Genomic DNA, 13,339 nt, shown 5'->3' on the forward strand with positions numbered 1-13,339 from the left:
GAACCCGCTTATCTCGGTCTCGCCACCCCTCCCGCTCACCACCACCCCCGTCCGAGCACAAAAAAAGAAAGCGGGACACAACATCCCGCTTTCCGTCCACATCCCGCATCACTGCGTATACGTAAACAAATCCTCCAGCTCGGCATCCGACAGCTCGGTCATCCACTGGCTCGACTGGATGAACTGGTCGGACATCGCCTGCTTCTCGGCAAGCAATTTATCAATTTTCTCCTCGACCGTCCCGATCGTCACGAACTTATGCACGTGCACGAACTGCGTCTGCCCGATCCGGTACGCGCGGTCCGTCGCCTGATTCTCGACAGCCGGATTCCACCAGCGGTCGGCGTGCAGCACGTGCGTCGCCGCCGTCAAGTTCAGCCCCGTGCCGCCCGCTTTCAAGGACAGCACGAACACCGGGAATTCGCCCGCCTGGAACGCCGCCACGAGCGCATCCCGCTTCGCTTTCGGCATGCCGCCGGTCAGGAACGGGACATCGAATCCGTACAATTCACTGAGCGCTTCCTGCAGGAAATGCCCCATGCCGATATACTGCGTGAAAATCAGGCACTGCTCGCCGCGTTCCGCAACATCGCCGGCCATCGACACGATCCGCTCCAGCTTCTGCGACCGCGGCAGGATCTCGCCGGCCGACGTGTACGGCTCCTTCAAATACAGCGCCGGGTGGTTGCACAGCTGCTTCAGCTTGCTGAGCATCTTCAGCACAAGCCCTTTCCGCTCGAACCCGGACAGCGCCTCCATCTTGCCGAGCGTCTCCTGCACGAGCCCTTCGTACAGCGCGGCCTGCTCGGCTGTCAGCGGGCAGTACTCCAGCTGCTCCTGCTTCTCCGGCAGATTCAGCTGCAGTTCCGGATCCTTCTTCGTCCGGCGCAGCAAAAACGGCTGGATGCGCCGGCGCAGCTTCTCCTTATGCGCTTCCGAATCATCGCGCTCGATCGGCACGATGAACTGCTCCTTGAAGCGGCCGATCCGGTACAAATAGCCTTTATTAATAAAATCAAAAATCGCCCACAGCTCGCTCAGCCGGTTCTCGATCGGCGTCCCGGTCAAGGCGATGTGGTGATCGCCTTTCAGCTTCCGCAAGACGCGCGACTGCTTCGTCTGGACATTCTTGATATTCTGCGCTTCATCGAGCGTCACGCTCGTCCAATTCACCGACTGGACCGCTTCCGCGTCCGACGAGGCGATTCCGTACGTCGACAGCACGACATCCGGCTTTTCCGCATCGAGGAATGCCCGGAAATCCTCCGGTTTCGCACGCGTGCCGCCGTAATGGGACACCACGCGCAGCCCCGGCGCGAACCGCTCGAGTTCCTTCTGCCAGTTGCCGAGCACCGACGTCGGACAGATGATGAGCGATGGCTCGTTGCGCGTCCCGTCATGCACGTGCAGCAAATACGAAATCAGCTGCACCGTCTTGCCGAGCCCCATATCGTCGGCGAGGCACAGCCCGAAGCCCTGATCGCGCATGAATACGAGGTAATCGAACCCGGTCTTCTGATACGGGCGGAGCTCCGTCTGCAGCCCGCCCGGAATTGGCGTCTCCGGCAGATCGCGCTTCTCCAGCAGCCGGTCGAGCAGCTCCTGGAGCGAACGGTTCAGCCGGAACTCGACGAGCGGGTCATCCGACTCCAGCTCCTCCTCCGGGCTTGCGACATCCGGTAAATCCTTGAACAGCAGATCCTTGATCGTCCAGTCCTCGCCGTCCGCCTCTTCGATCAGCTCGCGGATCTTCCGGAGCAGCGCGGAATCCACCCGCACCCATTCGCCGCCGATGCGGATGAACTGCCGGTTCTCTTCGACCAGCTGCTCGAAATCCCGCCGGCTCATCTCATGGCCGTTCAGCGAAAACTGCCAGTCGAACTTCACAAGCTCATCCAGCCCGACCGCCGACTGCTTCTTCACCGGACTGCCGATATCCGCGCGCACCCGCACCTTCGACTCCTGCACCGCGCGCAGCCATGCGGGCAGCGACAGCTCGATTCCGAACGCCTGCAAAAGCTCCGCATCCTCCCGGAGGAACGCCAGCACATCCAGATCCGTCAGCTCCGCTGCAAAAAACCGGTCCGGCCCTTCAGGCTCCGCCGAATAAAACCCGTCACGCCCGGCCTCTTCAGCGACGGGGCAAAGCGTCAGCATCAGCCCCTGCTTCCGCCGGATACCATCCGTATAGTCTTTCCACTTCGCCGGCAGCGCGTCCGCGATGGAAGCGTTCCGTTTGCCGGGGGCGGGCGTCCAGTAGACCGATCCGCGCTTCGACCGGATGACGGTCTCGAGCGTCCAGCGGGATGTTTCTTCCGGTTCGCTCAGCCGCATGCCGACGACGATCTCCTCCGATTCGGGGAGGCCGTCCCAGCCGGCCCCTTTCAGGAACGCCCGGACGGACGGAAGCTGGGCAGGGGAGAGGTTCCGGTCCTCGAACTGCTGGGTGACAGCGTTCTCGAGGAAACTGCGCACTTCCGGCGCGGCATAGCTTTCGTCGATCACGATGCGGCCGTCTTCCGTACGCGCCGCATCCCACAGCGCCGGATCGTTCAGCCGGTCGGCGGCGTCGCGCGCGCGCTCGAGCAGCTGCCGGTCTTCATCCCGTTCGCCGCCGAACGAGACGTAGTGGTGCGGCGGCTGCTGGAACAGCCGGACGAATTCCGCCGTGCTCATCAGCAGATCGGCGCCATCCGTCTCGGCGGTCATGCCGAAAAACGATTCCTTGTCCCAAAAATAGAGGAACGGCTTCCAGTCCTCCGGCGCGGCGACCCGTCCGTCTTCCGTGCGAGCGGTGATCCGGATCGGCGTGCCGGACTCGATCCGCAGGCGATAGGCGATGTGGTTTTCGGTCGTAAAAAGTCTCATACCAACTGTCCTTTCTCGATCTCCTGCTGGAGTGCCCGGAGCCGTTTATGGCGCGCGCGGATTTCCTGGATGTACGCCTCGAAGAACGGCAGCTGGCCGCTCTTCTTGCAGGCGGTCTTCATCCGCTTCCACATGCGGACGGCCTGCTTGTAGCCGCCGCGGGACCGTTCCGCCAGATAGAATTCCGCGTAGCGGTGATAGAGGGGGAGCACGCAGTCGGGCGCTTCCGCCTGCACTTCCTTCAGCCCGCACTCTTCCGCGAAATACAGCGGCGACTGGTGGAGCTGATGCAGCTCCGCCCATTTCTTGTACTCTTTCCGTTCGATCAGGTAAGAGGAATAGGCGGGAAGCCCGTAGCGGCCGAACTGGCTGAACAAGTCTTCCCATTCCGCCTCCGACAGCTCGGCCGCCGAGAACAGCCGGCTCAGGATCCGGACGTACGTCTCGCGGTGCTGCGGATGGATCACATCGAACAGGAATTCTTTCACGTGCGGGCGGATGCCGGCAAGGATGAGGCTGACCGCATCGTGCCGGCCGCTTTCCTTCGCCAGTTCCGCCAGGCTGATCCACTCGGGCAGCCCCGCTGGTTCCGGCCGGACTTCGGTGATCTCACGGTTCAAGAGAAGGGCGAAGAACGTCTCGAGCCGGCTGTCCGTGCCGGCCACGCGCGCCGCTTCCTCTTCACGCTTTCGTTTATTCAAAAAGAGCGTCGTCCAGAACAGCCGGTACACCGAAAAGCGGGCCGAGAACGTGTCATCCTGCACCGACACGAACCGGTGGACCTGTTCTTCCAGCGTATCGAAGAACGGGTCATGCGCGAATGTCCGGGTCTGGGTGCTCAGCTGGCTGAGGAGCGAGCCGAGCGTCTGGATCTCTTCATCGAGCCAGCGGCCGAAAAACGAATGGTGGACTTCCTTTATGCCGTCCCGGTACAGGCTCCACGCATAGGTGAGCGACAGGAAATGGGCGTACACCCGGAACAGCGTCTTCCATTCGCGCTCGAACGGCAAGTAGGCGAGCACTTCGTTCAGCCGGTTCTCGTACAGCTGAGAGAAATAAAAGAAGTTGCGCTTCGTGTAATCCGGGATCGGCTCCCGCCAGATGCTGCGGGCGATCGCCAGCCACTGCGCCGGCGACCGCTCGTCGGGCATCAGGAACAGCTGCTCGTTCTTTTTCGCCCGCCAGTCGGCGATCCAGCCGGACAGCGAGCCGATCTTCTGATACAGGCCGAAGATGACCGCCAGCCGGTGCCGGCACATCTCCTCGGCCGGACAAGCGCAGCTCGTGTTCAGGTCATTGAAATTGAGCACGACGCGGACGGTATGGACGTCCTTGACCGATGCTTCGAGAAGCTGGGTCTCTTCATTGAAGGAATGGAAGGACACACCGCCGTGGCGCACGAAAAAAACTGCTTTTCGCACCATCTCCTCGTCCCGTTCGTCTGCAGGGTGGAGCGTGTTGTCGACAGCAGTCATGAATTGTAAAATCGTCTCTTCGAATCGTTTTGCCAATGACTGAACAGTGGCCATTTATATCGCCCCGCTTAAATACATAGTACATTCTATTATACCGGGTGATGGACACTGAGTAAATGAAGAAGGAATCAGCCGCCGTTTCGGCCGTCCAGCTTGTCGGCGGCATCCAGCGCCTGCCGGAGCGCCTGCTTCCTGAGCGGCGGATCAAGTTCGGTTAGCCGCTGGATGAACTGGCGGAACGTGCTGTCGCTGAACAGCGGGATCGCTTCTTCGAATACGGTGCGGTAATACGCCGACTGCAGTTCTTTCGCCTGTTCCGGCTGGAGGCGGAGCTTCGTTTTCTGTCCGGTCAGCAGCTCGAGGAACACATGGTCGGGGAGTCCGTACGCTTCCTGCAGTTTCGGCAGCATCGCCAACGGGATCGTCCGCGATCCGTTCTCATAGCGGCTGAGTGCGGACGGTGTGACGTTGAGCCGGCGGGCCATTTCATTTTGCGGAATATCGAGTGATTCGCGGGTTGATTTCAGCAGGCGGTGAATTTCCATTCTGTCAATCCTTTTTGCCTTCACTGTACGGGAGCGGAAAAGCGGAAATGGGTTTATTGACAAATTGTCAATGACGAAAAAACTATTTTTGGATAGCATTCTATTCCTTGGAATAAAGGAGTAGAATAGATTCGGAAGAGTTCCAATATACTCCAATAGGATGGGAGAATGACTTTGTCCAGCATCTATGTGTTGACATTGCCGGAAGTGGATGGAGGGACGGACATGGAAAAGTGGAATCTCTACTTGCGCAGTCCGTTCGGGGAACAGCTCTGGATCAGCGGGGAAAATGCCTCGCAGGAGAGCAGATTTGAATTGAGGGGCCTGGTGTTCATGGGCGTCGCGTTCCGTTCGTGCGCATTTGATTTCGCGGAACGGCGGCTGACGATGGTGACAGCCGGACCGGGCGACGAGCGGTCGGACCGCTGTGTGGAAAAACTGATGGAACGGGTCGTTCTCCGTACGGGCCGCCGGATGCTCTTCATTTCCACCGCCCGGAACAGAACTCAGAATTCAACCCGCACAAGGTGAACACCTTGTGTTTTTTTATATCCGAAAACGGGAATCTATGGTATAATTTATTTAATCAGAAAATTCGATAAAAAGGAGGGGGATTCGCATGATGTACGTGAAGCTGATGAAACCGTTCTATACAAAAAAAGAGAACCATCTGATCCGGTTCGTCTTCGCTTATCAATACTTCTCACTGCTCAAAGACGACGAGCTGTTCCATTTCGTGCCGGTCGAAGGCAAAGAGATCGTCGTCAATCTCAATACATTCCAAGTCGAAAATTTATCTGAAGTGTTCGTGTTCCAAAAAGGCAACCGGTTCATAAGGCTGCCGCTGTACCAGCTGCTGCTCATCTCGGACATCCACCTGCACCTGCAGGCGATTCTGGAAAGCGAAAGGGCGCAGGCGAACGATGTCGCGGAGCAGTCGAAACAGGAAGCGGCGGAAGCCATCGAATTTTTCGAGCGTGAAAATATCGGGCGCATGATCGACTACGCATTGGAGCAGCGAAATGAAGTGATGTTCCGGGATCTTCTCGAGCGCCAAGGGAATGGAGGATGCACAAGTGAATAAAGCGGTCTTCTGACAGCGCCTGTCCGGAAACTCAACGGGGCAGGCGCTTTTGCGTGGGGTGAAATCCGTGCTGTTGCATTATCCGCAGCAGTCCACTACAGTTGGCTTATCGAAAGGAAGGGATACATATGCTGAATCAGCCGAAAAGATTGAAAAAAGGCGACACAGTCGGAATCATTTCGACATCGAGCCCCGTCGACCGGGAAGCCCTCCGCCGGTCACTGACCTTCGTGGAAGAGCTCGGCCTCCAGGCGAAAATGGGGAAATACGCGGAACGCGACACCGGCTACCTTGCCGGGCGCGATGAAGAGCGGCTGGCCGACCTCCACGACATGTTCGAGGATCCGGAAGTGGACGGGATCTTCTGCTCGGGCGGCGGCTACGGGGCGGCGCGCCTCATCGACCGGATCGACTACGGCCTCATCCGCGAGAACCCGAAAGTGTTCTGGGGCTATTCGGACATCTCCATCCTCCACGCGGCGATCGGCAAGTATGCGGAACTCGTGACATTCCACGGGCCCATGCTCGCATCGGATGCAGGGACCGACAAATTCTCCGAACTGAGCGCGAAAATGTTCCGCCAGCTCTTCGAACCGATGGAACTCTACTATTCGGAAGGCATCGCCCCTTTGGAAACAATCGCGGGCGGCATCGGCCAGGGCGAACTCACCGGCGGCAACCTGACCCGCCTGTGCAGCATCATCGGCACCAAATTCGAACCCGAAACGACCGGCAAGGTTTTATTGATCGAAGACATCAGCGACGACCCCCAGCGCGCCGACAGCCAGCTCAACCAGCTGCGCCTCGCGCGGAAACTCGAGGACCTCGCCGGCGTGATCATCGGCGACTTCAAAAAAGCCGATGGCCCGGACAATAAAGGACGGCTTTCCGACGTATTCCGCCACTACTTCTCGAGTCTCGGCGTGCCCGTCGTCAGCGGGTTCCGCATCGGCCATTGCGAACCGAACTTCGCCGTGCCGCTCGGCTCCGACGCGCGCCTCGACGGGGATACCAAAACCCTCACCGTCCTGCCTGGCATCGAATAAATGACAACACGCCGGCTGTGTGGTATAATGTACTATGCTCGTTTTTGCACAGAAAGGCGTGAATGCAAATGGCGTTTCAGCCGAATGAAAAAGAAGTATCCGAATTTGTCGCTGCTCGCAGAATCGGTGAATGGATCCAATTTACCCGCAACGGGGTAGAAGTGCCTGGCACCATTTTCAAGATCCTTGAAAACTCCGTCATCGTGGAAATCTCCCCCGAAGACGCGAAAGAAATTGGCGCCGCCTCCAACCTCACCGTCATTTCCCATAAGAAATACAAAATCATGGAATAAGCAAAACTCCCGCCGAGCGCGGGAGTTTTTTAGTTGGGGGAGGGGGGAAGCGGGATAAGGGGTGGCGAGACCGGGATAAGAGGCGGCGAGCCCGAGATAAGCGCCGTCGAGACCCAGATAAGCGCTCTCAAGCCCGAGATAAGCGGGTTCGAGCCCGAGATAAGCGCCGTCGAGACCCAGATAAGCGCTCTCAAGCCCGAGATAAGCGTCGTCGAGCCCCAGATAAAGGCTGTCGAGACCCAGATAAGCGCCGTCGAGACCCAGATAAGGGGTGGCAAGACCGGGATAAGCGAAAGCGAGACCGGGATAAGGGGGTTCAAGACCGAGATAAGGAGTGGCAAGCCCGAGATAAGCGCCGCCAAGCCCGAGATAAGCGCCGCCAAGCCCGAGATAAACGCCGGCAAGCCCCAAATAACCACCCTCAAGCCCGAGATAAGCCCCACCAACGCCGAAGAATCCCCACTCCATTAGACCCATTCACCGGCCGGGCGCACAGTTATCCATTTTAAATCCGCCCTGTTTTTGGTAAAGTAAGGTATGCTTACTCTAATATCCGAACCGAAAGGAATTGGGCCATGATCTTCGATTTTTCGTTTTGGCGGTACGCCTTTAATCAGCAGAAGCTGATACATAATCTAAAAGAAGCGGAAATGCGGAAGTTCGGCAAACGGCTCATGTGGATCCTGGCCATCGGTGTGCTGGTGTTCGCCATCCGGGAATTCTGGGGGATGGGCACGGTTTCCCTGACGCCGCTCCTGTCTGTCGGCCTGTGGGAGACGTATACCGTCGCCCGGTGGACCTCGCTCCTCGGCACGCTGCTCTGGGCCGGCCTGTACTTGGCATTCCATACATATATCGTAGCTTTTTTATTTAAAAAACTGGCCCGCATGCCATGGCGCGCGGCCATTGTGATGCAGGCGTACGTGACGGCGCTGCTCGTCTTCGAGAAAGCGCTGCTGCTCGCTGTATTTGCGGCGTTCGGCTACACGCTGTCCGTGTCGTTCCTGTCGTTCGGCCCGCTGGCGGCGACGTTTCTCGAGGAACCGTTCCTCGTGCTGTTCTTCAACCAGCTGACGGTGATCACCGCGGCGGCCATCGCGCTGCAGTACAAGTATGTCCGCTCATTCACGGCGGCGAAGCCTTGGGCGATCCTGCTCGTGCTCATTGCGGCTCATGTGGCGGGCGCCCTCATCGTGGCATACGTCGGCCTGCTGCCGCTGGCGGATCTGTTCGCCATCTTCGTGGAGGAAGGAGGCGTTCCGGTTGAATAAATTCCTGAAAGCCACATTGATCGTGACGGTCCTGGCCTTTATTGCCATCAACGCCATTCTGATGTTCGGGGAAAAGAGCGTGCTCATCAAGCGGGTGTACGTGCACGAGTACGCGCAGACGTTCGCGGAGGATTACAGCAAGACGCTCGCGAAAGAGGCGCTCACGGTGCCTGGCAGTGAACTGACGATTTCCGCGGCCGGGACGGAATCGGTCGAGCAGTGGCTCGTCGATGCGGGCGACCGTGTGGAGATCGGTGCAGAATTGGCCGTGCTCGATGCGGCGGAAGCGGAAAACCAGCGGGCGATCTGGGAAGCGGAACTGAAGGCGCTGAAAGAAGAACGCGAGGAAGTGGAAGGCGCCTTGGACGATCTGGAAGACGAGCTGGATGATCAGGACTCCTCGACCACCGCAACCGAGACGACGAGGCAGAACGACGATGACGATGATGATTCAACTGATGATGACGACAGTGACAGCGAAGAAGCGGGCGATATCAACGTCAATGTGGAAGTCCAGGTTCCGCAGACCGGTGCGTTCTCGGCCGGCATCGCCCAGCTGGAACAGCAGCTGGCTGCGATCGAGCGGCAGATCGATGTCGTGGAAGCGCAGCTGGACCAGGAGTTCGGCGAAGCGGTGCTCCTCAGCCCGGTCGATGGCGTGGTCGGGGGAGTGGATCCGGCGCTTGCCAGCGTGACGATCTACTCGCAGGACCGCGAGTTCCGGACATTCGTGACGGAGGACCAGTGGCAGGAGCTCGCCGTCGGGGATGAAGTGTTCGTCCAGGCGGCCGGACTGGCGGAGGCGCTTCCCGCCACCATCGCGTCCATCTCGGAAGTGCCGGCTGAAAGCGACGAGTGGTTCCATGCGTATCGGGTGCTGTCGCCGGAAACACCGGACAATCCAATCGCGTTCTATGCGGTCGATGTGCAGCTCGCTACACCGGACGCAGCGGCGGAAGCGGATGCCGAAGAGCCTGCGGTTGATCCGGTCACGGCGGCCGCGGCGCTGCCGTTCGGCAGCACGGCGAATGCCGCCATTACGCTTGATGAAGCGGAGGATGCCGTGGCGCTGCCCGAGAACTGGCTCGTCGGCCGCAGCGAAGGGGCCGGATTCGTATTCGCCCTGACGCCGGAAGGTTACGCGGCGCCGGTGCCTGTCACCGTCGCGTTCGACCTCCACGGCCGGACGGTCCTCGCCGAAGGGCTGCCCCCGGGCGTCACCGCTTTACGGGACAGCGAACTGACCGAGTACCTGTCGCCGCCGGCGGTTTTCATGCCGTTCCCGCTTGAATCACCGGACTGGGAACAGGCGAAGGAAATCCCGTGGAGAGCCTATATCCCGTTTTTATTCGGTCGGACCGAGTAGCCTGCATGGACGCAGGCTGCTTTTTTATTGCAATAAAACAAGCCTCCCGTATGGGGAGGCTTAGTTGATGGAAAGCACGGCGTTGAAGCGGCGGAAACCGGAAAAGCGCTCTTTCCAATAGGTAGTGTCGAGGCTGCTCACTTCGACGCCGTTGCTGGAGGAGTGGATGAACGACCGGCCGCCGATGAAGATGCCCATATGCGAAACACCCGGTTTGTACGTGTTCTGGAAAAATACAAGATCGCCCGGTACCGGGTTGGCGATCGGTGTCGCCTGGCTGTAGTAGCCGGCGCTGGAATTCCGGTAGATCGGCAGGCCGGCCTGGTGGTGCACATAGTAGATGAAGCCGCTGCAGTCGAACCCGAGTGGCGTCACGCCGCCGAATTTATACGGCGTTCCGGCCAGTCCGGAAGCGGTCTTCAGCGTGGCGGTATATAACGACAGGATGCCGGCTGTGGCCGTGAGCGTCTGCCCCGGCGGAATCACGATCGGGGCCGTTCCGGCTTCCGGCTGCGGGTCCGTTCCGGTTCCTGCATCGGTGCCGTCATCTGCACCGGTCTCCGGCGCCGGGTCATCCAGCGGCGGTTCGGCCGTGACCGGCGCCTGTTCGCCGACGATGAGGCTGCGGCCCGCGAAGATGCTCGGCGATTTCAGCCGGTTCCACTTCACGAGGTCGAGGATGGAGACGGAGAATTTCCTCGAAATGCCGTACAGCGTATCCCCCCGCTGGATCACGTACACGTGGCTGTCGGCCGACTGCGCGGGTGCCGGTGCCGGAAGAGGCTCTACCGTTCCGGTCTGCGGCGCGGACGTCTGCAGCCGCTGGTTCACATAGATCAGATCCGACGACAGCCCGTTCCAGATCTTCAAGTTCGTGACGCTGACATTCGCCTTGCGCCCGATGCTGTAGAGCGTATCCCCCGCCTGCACCGTGTAACCCGACGCAGCTGCGCTGCCCGCTGCCGCCCCGCACAGCACCAGCGCGGCCGTCGCGCTCAATAAAAACCGCCTCATATCCCAATCCCCCTGAATCGAAAGTTAGTGTGGTGCCCTATCCTTTATTATCGACCAAAGTCTCACCGTGTTTACCAAAAGTCCTTCTTCAGAATATAAGAAAAAGAATTTTCAGTCAATACTAAATTTCATGAAAATAAAAGAAGTAACGGACCCGCGGATTTGATAAGATGGACGTAAGGAAGGCAAGGAGGGATGGATGATGGGTTTGTTGTGGGATACACCCGAGAAGATGCGGCAGCTAGTTTGTGAACTCGTCAGCTGGCAGAGCGTTTCCATGTCGGAAGGGGAAGATCTGTTCACCCATAAATTGAAGAAGAAAATGGAAGGGATTCCGTACTTCCGGGAAAATCCGGACCATCTGTACTTCGGCGAAGTGAATTGGGGCCGGCAGTACATGACGGCGCTGTACCGGCATCCGGATGTGGCCGATACCGTCGTGCTCATCAGCCATTTCGACACGGTCGGCACTGCGGAATATGGCGACCTCGAGGAATTGGCGTGGCATCCGGAAGCCCTCACCGCCGCGTTCGCCGACGTCCGCGATGAGCTCGATGAAGAAGCGCGGGCGGACCTCGACTCCGGCGATTACCTGTTCGGCCGGGGGACCATGGATATGAAGGCGGGCCTTGCGCTCCATATGGCGATGATCGAGAAGGCGGCGGCGGAACAATGGCCGGTCAACCTCGTGCTCCTCACCGTACCGGATGAGGAAGTGAACTCCGCCGGCATGCGCTATGCCGTCGGCCATCTGCTGCAGCTCGAACGGCACTACGGCCTCGACTACACGCTGTTCCTGAACGCCGAGCCGGTGTTCCCGATGAAGCCGGGCGACCAGACGCATTACGTCTACTCCGGTTCCATCGGCAAAATAAATTTGGGCGCCCTGTTCTATGGAAGGGAAACGCACGTCGGCAGCCCGCTCGCCGGGATGACGTCGAGCTACATCTCCACGTACTTGTCGCGCAAAATGGAATGGAACCCGGCGTTCCGTGAAGTCGTCCACGGCCAGGAGACCCCGCTGCCCGTGACCGTCGTCCAGAAAGACATCAAGGAATACAACGCCCAGACGCCGTACCGCACAAGCGCCCTCTACAACGTCTTCACAATGGAGCGCAGCGCGGACGACGTCATGGATATTTTCGAACATATCGCGGCGGAAGCGGCGGAGGAATGCAACCGCGATTACCGCAGGCTGTGCAGCCGTGAAGGCATCACGCCGGCCTTCGATGTGCGCGTCCTGCGGTTCGATGAACTCGTCGAATACGCCATCGGCAAATTCGGGCGCGACTACGTGAGCGACATCCTGACCGAAACCGTCATGCACCCGGAATGGGACGTCCGCGACAAATCGATGCACATCACCGACGTCCTGCTGCTCAACTGCCAGGAACTTACGCCGGCCACCGTCCTCCTGTTCGCGCCGCCGTACTACCCGCCTGTCAACTCGAGCGGCAGCCCGCTCGTCCGGGAATGCATCCGGAACATCACGGAAAATGCCGCGAATAAATTCGGACTCGCCATCACACAGGCGCATTACTTCAACGGCATCTCGGACTTGAGCTACACCTCGTATACCGATGACGAATCCAGCTGGATCACCTTCGAAAACAACACGCCGATCTACGGGGAAGCCTACACCATTCCGTTCGAAGTCATGAAACAGTTCGACGCGCCGGTCATGAACGTCGGCCCGTTCGGAAAAGACGCCCACAAACGGACCGAGCGGCTCCACATCCGCAACGCCTTCGAGGAGATGCCGGTTCTATTGGAGGAAATGATCAAGCATGTATTTGTTCTCAGCCGCGCGTAACGCGCGGTTTTTTTGTGTGCGGAAAATTGGGGGGGCGGCTGCCGGGTCCGCAGGCCTTGACACGGAGTCTCCGCGGGCATGACCGGGAAGCCGGAGAAGCCGGCTGGTGATGACGCCGGCTTCCGGGGAGACGCTATCATGCCCGCCGCTCCGTATAAAGGCCGTGCTGGGGGGCGGAAGGGGGAGAGCGGGGAGAGTGGTGGCGTCGAGAACGGGATAAAATCCGCCGAGACCCAGTTAAACGAGTTCAAGACCGGGATAAGGGGTGGCTGAAATACAAGGACTCCCCGAAAGTGAAGAACATCACCAAGCTGATCCGCCCGGTCATTGCGGTTCTCCTTGGAGTCATGGCGCTGCAGTTCTTCGTGGAATCCGCGGATGAAGCGGGGATTGCGGAAACGTTATTGCTCGCAGGAGCCAGTCTTTACTTGCTGGAAGTGAAAAAATCCACCCGGCGTTCGTCATTTTGGCAGCACTAGCCTATGGTGCGGCGACGGCGTTTATTTGAAATCCAAAAGGGAACTTCCCGGACAGTATCCGGAATAAAGGCGGAAAGAGGAACTT

General features: G+C 59.1%; 13 protein-coding genes. 9 read left to right on the forward strand and 4 right to left on the reverse strand.

What is annotated here, in order from left to right; translation table 11 throughout:
* Positions 1-108 precede the first annotated feature (108 nt).
* The 3 genes from CCE92_RS09580 to CCE92_RS09590 form a co-directional block, all read right to left on the reverse strand.
* The gene (locus CCE92_RS09580; RefSeq protein WP_088007310.1) at positions 109-2,868 is read right to left on the reverse strand and encodes a DEAD/DEAH box helicase; all 2,760 of its coding nucleotides are present in this window, start codon (positions 2,866-2,868) and stop codon (positions 109-111) included.
* Positions 2,865-4,397, reverse strand: coding sequence for a hypothetical protein (locus tag CCE92_RS09585; RefSeq protein ID WP_088007311.1), 1,533 nt, complete (start codon positions 4,395-4,397; stop codon positions 2,865-2,867). The genes CCE92_RS09580 and CCE92_RS09585 overlap by 4 nt, the downstream gene beginning before the upstream one ends.
* Before the next feature lie 74 nt (positions 4,398-4,471).
* Positions 4,472-4,888 (reverse strand): helix-turn-helix domain-containing protein, encoded by a 417-nt coding sequence (locus CCE92_RS09590; RefSeq protein WP_162287857.1) that lies wholly within the window; start codon positions 4,886-4,888, stop codon positions 4,472-4,474.
* 168 nt (positions 4,889-5,056) lie between these two features.
* Here CCE92_RS09590 and CCE92_RS09595 point away from each other — a divergent pair, with 168 nt between their 5' ends.
* From CCE92_RS09595 to CCE92_RS09625, 7 genes are all read left to right on the forward strand, one after another.
* A complete protein-coding gene (locus CCE92_RS09595; RefSeq protein WP_088007313.1) occupies positions 5,057-5,419 on the forward strand; it encodes a hypothetical protein in 363 nt (120 codons plus the stop codon).
* Positions 5,420-5,507: 88 nt separating this feature from the next.
* Positions 5,508-5,972, forward strand: a complete 465-nt coding sequence (locus CCE92_RS09600; protein WP_088007314.1) for a transcriptional regulator — start codon at positions 5,508-5,510, stop codon at positions 5,970-5,972.
* Positions 5,973-6,100: 128 nt separating this feature from the next.
* On the forward strand, positions 6,101-7,018 hold the full coding sequence (locus CCE92_RS09605) for a S66 peptidase family protein (RefSeq protein WP_088007315.1): 918 nt from the start codon (positions 6,101-6,103) through the stop codon (positions 7,016-7,018).
* A 68-nt stretch (positions 7,019-7,086) separates the two neighbouring features.
* Positions 7,087-7,311, forward strand: a complete 225-nt coding sequence (locus CCE92_RS09610) for a DUF2187 family protein (protein WP_088007321.1) — start codon at positions 7,087-7,089, stop codon at positions 7,309-7,311.
* A gap of 33 nt (positions 7,312-7,344) precedes the next feature.
* Positions 7,345-7,782 (forward strand): hypothetical protein, encoded by a 438-nt coding sequence (locus CCE92_RS15720; protein ID WP_144391004.1) that lies wholly within the window; start codon positions 7,345-7,347, stop codon positions 7,780-7,782.
* Positions 7,783-7,886: 104 nt separating this feature from the next.
* A complete protein-coding gene (locus CCE92_RS09620; protein ID WP_241535960.1) occupies positions 7,887-8,582 on the forward strand; it encodes a hypothetical protein in 696 nt (231 codons plus the stop codon).
* A complete protein-coding gene (locus CCE92_RS09625) occupies positions 8,575-9,948 on the forward strand; it encodes an efflux RND transporter periplasmic adaptor subunit (RefSeq protein WP_088007316.1) in 1,374 nt (457 codons plus the stop codon). The genes CCE92_RS09620 and CCE92_RS09625 overlap by 8 nt, the downstream gene beginning before the upstream one ends.
* A 60-nt stretch (positions 9,949-10,008) precedes the next feature.
* On the opposite strand, the gene CCE92_RS09630 is transcribed toward CCE92_RS09625, so the two are convergent.
* Positions 10,009-10,962, reverse strand: a complete 954-nt coding sequence (locus CCE92_RS09630; RefSeq protein WP_088007317.1) for a C40 family peptidase — start codon at positions 10,960-10,962, stop codon at positions 10,009-10,011.
* A 199-nt stretch (positions 10,963-11,161) separates the two neighbouring features.
* On the opposite strand from CCE92_RS09630, the gene CCE92_RS09635 reads away from it, so the two are divergent.
* Both CCE92_RS09635 and CCE92_RS09645 read left to right on the forward strand, forming a co-directional pair.
* Positions 11,162-12,775 (forward strand): M20/M25/M40 family metallo-hydrolase, encoded by a 1,614-nt coding sequence (locus CCE92_RS09635; RefSeq protein ID WP_175578090.1) that lies wholly within the window; start codon positions 11,162-11,164, stop codon positions 12,773-12,775.
* Positions 12,776-13,068: 293 nt separating this feature from the next.
* On the forward strand, positions 13,069-13,254 hold the full coding sequence (locus CCE92_RS09645) for a hypothetical protein (RefSeq protein WP_088007320.1): 186 nt from the start codon (positions 13,069-13,071) through the stop codon (positions 13,252-13,254).
* Positions 13,255-13,339 lie beyond the last annotated feature (85 nt).

Origin of the sequence: Indiicoccus explosivorum, assembly GCF_002167005.1 — a bacterium.
Lineage (GTDB): Bacteria > Bacillota > Bacilli > Bacillales_A > Planococcaceae > Indiicoccus > Indiicoccus explosivorum.